This is a genomic window from Ferroglobus sp., from assembly GCF_015521575.1.
Lineage (GTDB): Archaea > Halobacteriota > Archaeoglobi > Archaeoglobales > Archaeoglobaceae > Ferroglobus.
Genome location: NZ_WANY01000105.1, coordinates 1 through 5447, shown reverse-complemented (window position 1 = coordinate 5447; position 5447 = coordinate 1). Strand labels below are relative to the sequence as shown.

At 45.2% G+C, this 5447-nt stretch carries 6 protein-coding genes and 1 pseudogene; 3 read left to right on the top strand and 4 right to left on the bottom strand.

Annotated features, from left to right (window positions below):
- A pseudogene (locus F7C14_RS04455) lies at positions 1 to 281 on the bottom strand (hypothetical protein); the annotation flags it as partial.
- A 147-nt stretch (positions 282 to 428) separates the two neighbouring features.
- Between F7C14_RS04455 and F7C14_RS04450 the strand changes: the two are divergent.
- The 3 genes from F7C14_RS04450 to F7C14_RS04440 are packed head-to-tail and all read left to right on the top strand — an operon-like array spanning position 429 to position 2354.
- Positions 429 to 1403: an outer membrane lipoprotein-sorting protein gene (locus tag F7C14_RS04450; protein WP_290900244.1), complete on the top strand. Its 975-nt coding sequence runs from the start codon at positions 429 to 431 to the stop codon at positions 1401 to 1403.
- Between the two features lie 59 nt (positions 1404 to 1462).
- Positions 1463 to 1816, top strand: a complete 354-nt coding sequence (locus tag F7C14_RS04445) for a hypothetical protein (protein ID WP_290900243.1) — start codon at positions 1463 to 1465, stop codon at positions 1814 to 1816.
- On the top strand, positions 1809 to 2354 hold the full coding sequence (locus F7C14_RS04440) for a hypothetical protein (protein WP_290900242.1): 546 nt from the start codon (positions 1809 to 1811) through the stop codon (positions 2352 to 2354). The genes F7C14_RS04445 and F7C14_RS04440 overlap by 8 nt, the downstream gene beginning before the upstream one ends.
- Positions 2355 to 2414: 60 nt before the next feature.
- Here F7C14_RS04440 and F7C14_RS04435 read toward each other — a convergent pair whose 3' ends face one another.
- The 3 genes from F7C14_RS04435 to F7C14_RS04425 are packed head-to-tail and all read right to left on the bottom strand — an operon-like array spanning position 2415 to position 5285.
- Positions 2415 to 3431, bottom strand: a complete 1017-nt coding sequence (locus tag F7C14_RS04435) for a CaiB/BaiF CoA-transferase family protein (RefSeq protein ID WP_290900241.1) — start codon at positions 3429 to 3431, stop codon at positions 2415 to 2417.
- Positions 3432 to 3453: 22 nt separating this feature from the next.
- Positions 3454 to 3990: a cysteine hydrolase family protein gene (locus F7C14_RS04430; protein ID WP_290900240.1), complete on the bottom strand. Its 537-nt coding sequence runs from the start codon at positions 3988 to 3990 to the stop codon at positions 3454 to 3456.
- On the bottom strand, positions 3990 to 5285 hold the full coding sequence (locus tag F7C14_RS04425; RefSeq protein ID WP_290900239.1) for a phenylacetate--CoA ligase family protein: 1296 nt from the start codon (positions 5283 to 5285) through the stop codon (positions 3990 to 3992). The genes F7C14_RS04430 and F7C14_RS04425 overlap by 1 nt, the downstream gene beginning before the upstream one ends.
- Positions 5286 to 5447: the final 162 nt, after the last annotated feature.

Below are 5447 nucleotides of genomic sequence, written 5' to 3'. Positions count from 1 at the left end.
ATCGGCAGCAGCTTCCAAGCTGTCAGCAAACCCAAGACAACCGTAGCGATGTAGTGGATTTTGATCCAGAGTGGAAGCTCCCAGAAAGAAATTTGAATCTCGTCGAGATCGTCTTCTTCGAGAATCTTCTTCAGTTCTTCGTCGCTTATGTTTACGGGCTCATCTTCAAATGCCGATACGACTGACGTCGTAAGGACGAGAATTGCCAACGAAACAAAAAACGGAATTTTAGCGTTCATAAACAGCGAAGGAGTAGGATTGAATTCCAATAACCTCTTCACCGTAAACCCTGAAGAACCAGTAGCCAGCCTTTGCGTTTTTAATTCTTACCATTATCCGTCCGTCGAGTTTACCGTCGTAGCTTTGGTTTACTCAATGGTATTTTGTGAAAAAGAAAAGTTTATATATTTCACCTTTCTCCTGAAATTATGCGTAAAGTCTTCGTGCTTCTTATAGCCCTCGTTCTTCTTGCTGGCTGCACTCAGATGAGTGCGGAAGAGATAGCGAAGAAGATGGAGGAGAAATATAACTCCATACAGGACTTTAAAGGGAAAATCCGATATACCATGGTAAGAGAAAACGGAAACTTCACGATGGAGTACGAATACGTCTTCAAGAAGCCCAACAAGATGTGGATACGAAACGAAGAGATGGGAATGCTGATAGTCTCGAACGGAGAGAAGATGTGGTCGTACAACGAGAAAAAGAATGAAGTTTTCGTAACGAACGTTAGCGGCACGTCTTTCAACCCGGACTACGGAAGGCTCGTGAGGAACATGCTTGAGGTGTACGATGTGAAACTTCTGGGAACTGAAAAAGTTGCCGGGAGGGACTGCTTCATCATCGAGCTCAAGTCGAAGAAAGGTAACGAGAGAGCCAAGATGTGGGTTGATGCGGAGTTTTGGTATCCGCTAAGAATAGAGAGGGAGAGCTACGGAATTAAAACGATTATGGAATACAGCGATGTTGAATTTAACACCGGGGTGAGCGACGACCTCTTCGAGTTCAGGATTCCCGAAGGGGCGAAGATCAAGACGGAAAAGGATCTCGGAATCCAGAGGTTCAAGAGCGTTGAAGAGGCTAAAAAACACGTTAACTTCACGGTATTCGTGCCCGAATACACGGCAGGCTACGAGCTTAAGGAAGTTCAAGTAATAGGTGAAATCGTCTCCATCACCTACGAGAAAGAGGGCAGAGTCTTGACGATCATGGAGGGTCCTGGAGATGAGATGCCAAAGCTCCCCAACAGCGAAAAGGTGAAGATCGGAGAGAGCGAGGGAATCTACGCTGAGCTCTACGGCAGCAAAGTATTTGCTTTCAGGAAGGGTAATGTGGTAATCATGTTGTCAGGACAGCTCGAAAAGGAGGAGCTCGTGAGGATTGCCGAATCGATGAAGTCGTGAGCATTGTAAATCTCCCGCTCTACAAGGTATTTACCTTCTTTTAACAGAGGTGTCGTGGAATGCCCGAATTTCAGAGGCGGAGATTGATGGATGCTCTGCTAATTTATGCCATGGTATTTCTTGCAATTTTAGTAATAGACTCGTCAAATTTCAGCGCTGAGGCAAAAATCATCATCGGTCTGGCTGTTGCAGGATTCTTCCTGCTTCTGGAGTTCAGAGTTGTGAGGAGAATGTCGGATACGGAGAAGAACATCTTCGGACTTGTCACAACATCCGTTCTTGCGGCGACAAGCATTTATAACGACATCAGGAAAGGATGGATAAGCTTTTTCAGCTACTTCTTTGCAGCTCTCGTAGTATTTGGAATAGCTTGGACGATGTATTCAGCCAGACAGGTGAAGAGATGTGGTTGAAGGACTCATATTCTTCCTCGTCGTGGTTTTTCTCATACCCTCTCTCCTCCTCACGCTCTACGCCCTCGCCGTTTACAGAATTCTCAGCAAACTTAAAATCATCAGCAGAATTGCAATCATACTCGCAACTGCAGCCTTTCTGTCAGCAATAACGACTTTCATGCCAAAGCTCCCTGTTGAATATTCATCCATGCTCGGCACGACACTCATGATTATTCTTGCAACCCAAATAGCCCTCGGCATGACAATTTCAATTACCCCGTTTGAAAGGGAAACGACGGAAAAGCAGAGAACGTACATGTTCTTGTCTTTCTCGGTAATTCTCGCCGTCGTTTTCCTGTGGAGCTTCTCTTCGGTTATGAGCACTCCATCTCATGCGATGGACTTTCTGCACCTCGTTGATTACAGAAGTGTCCTGAAGCTCGGTAGGTTCGCGTTCCTCTTCTTCTCAACCTTCCTGGTATTCATCGAATCTGCAATTCTTTCCCTTGCCCACTTTTTTCTATGCTTTGTGGTCGTAAAAATTCTGAAAAGCTGAGGAGAAATACTGATCTAAAGTGTAAAACGTTTTAGAGAGAATTGCGTTCTCAACAACTGTTTAAACCTTATCTTCTCCAAGTTTCGGAACTTTTCCATCTCTCTTCGGCTTAAAATTGCTGAACTTGGCTGGAAAACCAACTACTCTGTAGGTTCTATCATATTTAGCTTCGCAAATTATCTCTCTATTTCCTGGTAATTCTTTTACTGCTGCAAAAGGTACGTTCTCAAGCATCTTTTCGAGCTCCTCGACCTTTTTGTTTCCGATTTTTTCTGCAATTCTTCCCCTTACCTCTTCAGCTCTTTCCAATCTCTCGTCAAAGGAAACATCTCCGTATTCCAATCCAAGCCTCTCGCAGAACTCCTTCCAAAAATGTGGTTCATCCAAAATGCCTACGGAAACAAAACCGTCCTTAGCCTCATAAATGTCATACCCGGGATTTGCTACGAAATCCTCTGCGACATCCATTCCATTGAGCAACCTTGCTGAATGCAGGGGAATTGCTGCTAAAGCAGAATCGAGCATGCTGAGATCTATGTAACACCCTTCGCCGGTCTTAATTTTCCTAACGTAAGCTGCCAAAATTGAGATTACGGCAAAAACAGCTGAGGCGAAATCCGAAAGTTGGACGTTGGGATCTATCGGCTTTTCAAATTTCTTTCCGGCTATAAAGCATATTCCGGTCAAACTTAGAACATTTATATCATGAACAGGCTTACTGACTTCTTGACCCAAGCCGGAGATCGAGCAGTAAATTATTCCCGAATTGATTTCTCTCACGCTCTCGTAATCAACCCCAAGCTTCTTAGCAATTCCCGGGCGAAAGCCTTCCACGATGACGTCGGATTTCTTAACGAGCTCGTAGAACCTTTCGAGATCCTCTTTCTCTTTTAAATTTAGAACTACGCTCTTCTTATTTCTGTTTAATGCTGCGAAAATCTCGCTTCTATACCTCATGGGATCTCCGGAAGGTGGTTCGATTTTAACAACCTCAGCTCCGAGTTCAGCAAGAATCTGCGTGCAGTAAGGACCGGGATAGAAATAGGCGAGCTCGATAACTTTCATTCCCTCAAGCATAAAAGAGGAGTTGGGGAGGGAATTATAAACTCTGCGAAATTTCCTTCAAAAATTCATCCGAAGACATTACCTCAAGTCCTATAAGCTTGTAATTTTCCACGATGAAGTTGTGCAATTCCCTTCTATTTGAAGCGCAGCAGTCTTTCAGAATAATCGCTTCGAAGTTGTTGCTTATGGCATCTAAAGCAGTTGCCAAGACGCAGACGTGAGTGTTCACTCCAGCTATTGCCACTTTCTCAACTCCGTACTCCCGCAAAATCAAATCCAGATCCGTTCTGAAGAAAGCGCTGAACCTCTTCTTCTCCAAGACGATGTCTCCCTTTTCGGGTTTCAGCTCATCTATTACCTCCACCTCTTCCGTTCCCCTTAAAGCATGTTTCTTCATGAATCTGAAAAGCCAGTCATTTTCTGTGTAGCTATCGTTGGCATAAACGACGAGATTTCCGCTCTCTCTAACTTTTTCGGCAACTTTTTTGATGTTGGGAATTATCGCAAGTTGGTCTTCGTTAAAAAAAGGGAGATTTCCTTTGATCATGTCGACTATTATCAATGCGATCATTACACCTTCCTCTTGTCGATGACTCTCTTCGCCTTTCCTTCGAACCTTGGCAGAGTTTCCGGCTCTACCACTTCAACCTTCGGCGTGACGTTGAGGTAGCTTTTGAGCGTCTCAGTCACCTTTTTCTGGACAGCCTCGTAGCTAACCTTGTCCTTGTACTCGGGATTTATTTCCACGAGAACCGTCATAACATCAAGCCCTGCTTCGTCCCTCTCAAGGACGATCTGGTAGTGCTCGCTCACTTCCTTCACTTGCATTAGCGCATACTCAACCTGGCTCGGGAAGACGTTCACTCCCCTCACTATGAACATGTCGTCCGCTCTTCCAACAATCCTCTCTATCCTCGGATGCCACCTTCCGCAGTTGCACTTCTCCTCAATTATCGCTGTGATGTCTCCGGTCCTCCACCTTATCATCGGTAAAGCTTCTTTCCCTAAGACTGTCACAACCAGTTCTCCCTTCTCCCCTTCCCCAAGCCTTTCGCCAGTTTCCGGATCGATTACTTCTATTATGAATATGTCGCTCCAGAAGTGAATTCCCGCTTTTTCGTGGCACTCCGTCACAACCGGCCCGCTTATCTCGGAAGTGCCATAGACGTTGATCGCATCTATGCCCGTCTTCTCTTCAATTCTCTTTCTCGTTTCCTCACTCCAGGGTTCAGCTCCGAAGAAGCCCATCCTAAGTTTAGTGTCATTTTGCAAGCTTACACCCATCTTCTCAGCGTATTCTGCAAGATAAATCATGTAGCTTGGAGTACAACAGATCACAGTCGTGCCGAGATCCCTCATCAGCTCTATCTGCCTTTGAGTGTTCCCCGACGATGCGGGAATTACAGTCGCTCCAATTTTTTCCGCAGCATAGTGGAATCCCAGTCCGCCGGTAAACAATCCGTAACCGTAGGCGTTCTGAACGATATCTTCCTTCCTGACTCCCGCAGCGTAAAGCCCTCTCGCCAAGCTTTCTGTCCAAAGCTCCAGGTCGGAGTAAGTGTAACCAGTCACAGTAGGTTTTCCGGTTGTACCGCTCGAAGCGTGTATTCTAACCACATCTTTCAAAGGAACGGCAAACATGCCGTAGGGGTAGTTGTCCCTCAAATCCTGCTTCTTGACGAAAGGCAGCTTTTCGAGGTCCTCCAAACTCTTTATGTCATCCGGTTTCACTCCGGCTTGGTCGTACAGTTTTCGATAAAACTCGGAGTATCGGTAGGCAAACTCCACAGTCTGCCTCAACTTCCTCTCCTGCAATTCTTTAAGCTCACTCTTACTCATTTTTTCGACAACGGGATTCCAGTACAACTTTCCACCCCCAATTATTTATCGTTAGAATTACATTGTAAGATCTATAAATAACTTACTGTGTATGTTGTAAAATATCGGAGCGTTTATGTTAAATGCTGTAAACTCACTTCCTGATGCTGAAGAAACCCCACCTGAACACCACACTATCCGGCAGATTCT

Excerpts from the sequence above, each read along its gene's own strand:
- F7C14_RS04445 (WP_290900243.1), top strand. The coding sequence starts at position 1,463 with ATGCCCGAATTTCAGAGGCGGAGATTGATGGATGCTCTGCTAATTTAT.
- F7C14_RS04450 (WP_290900244.1), top strand. The coding sequence starts at position 429 with ATGCGTAAAGTCTTCGTGCTTCTTATAGCCCTCGTTCTTCTTGCTGGC.
- F7C14_RS04435 (WP_290900241.1), bottom strand. The coding sequence starts at position 3,431 with ATGCTTGAGGGAATGAAAGTTATCGAGCTCGCCTATTTCTATCCCGGT.
- F7C14_RS04430 (WP_290900240.1), bottom strand. The coding sequence starts at position 3,990 with ATGATCGCATTGATAATAGTCGACATGATCAAAGGAAATCTCCCTTTT.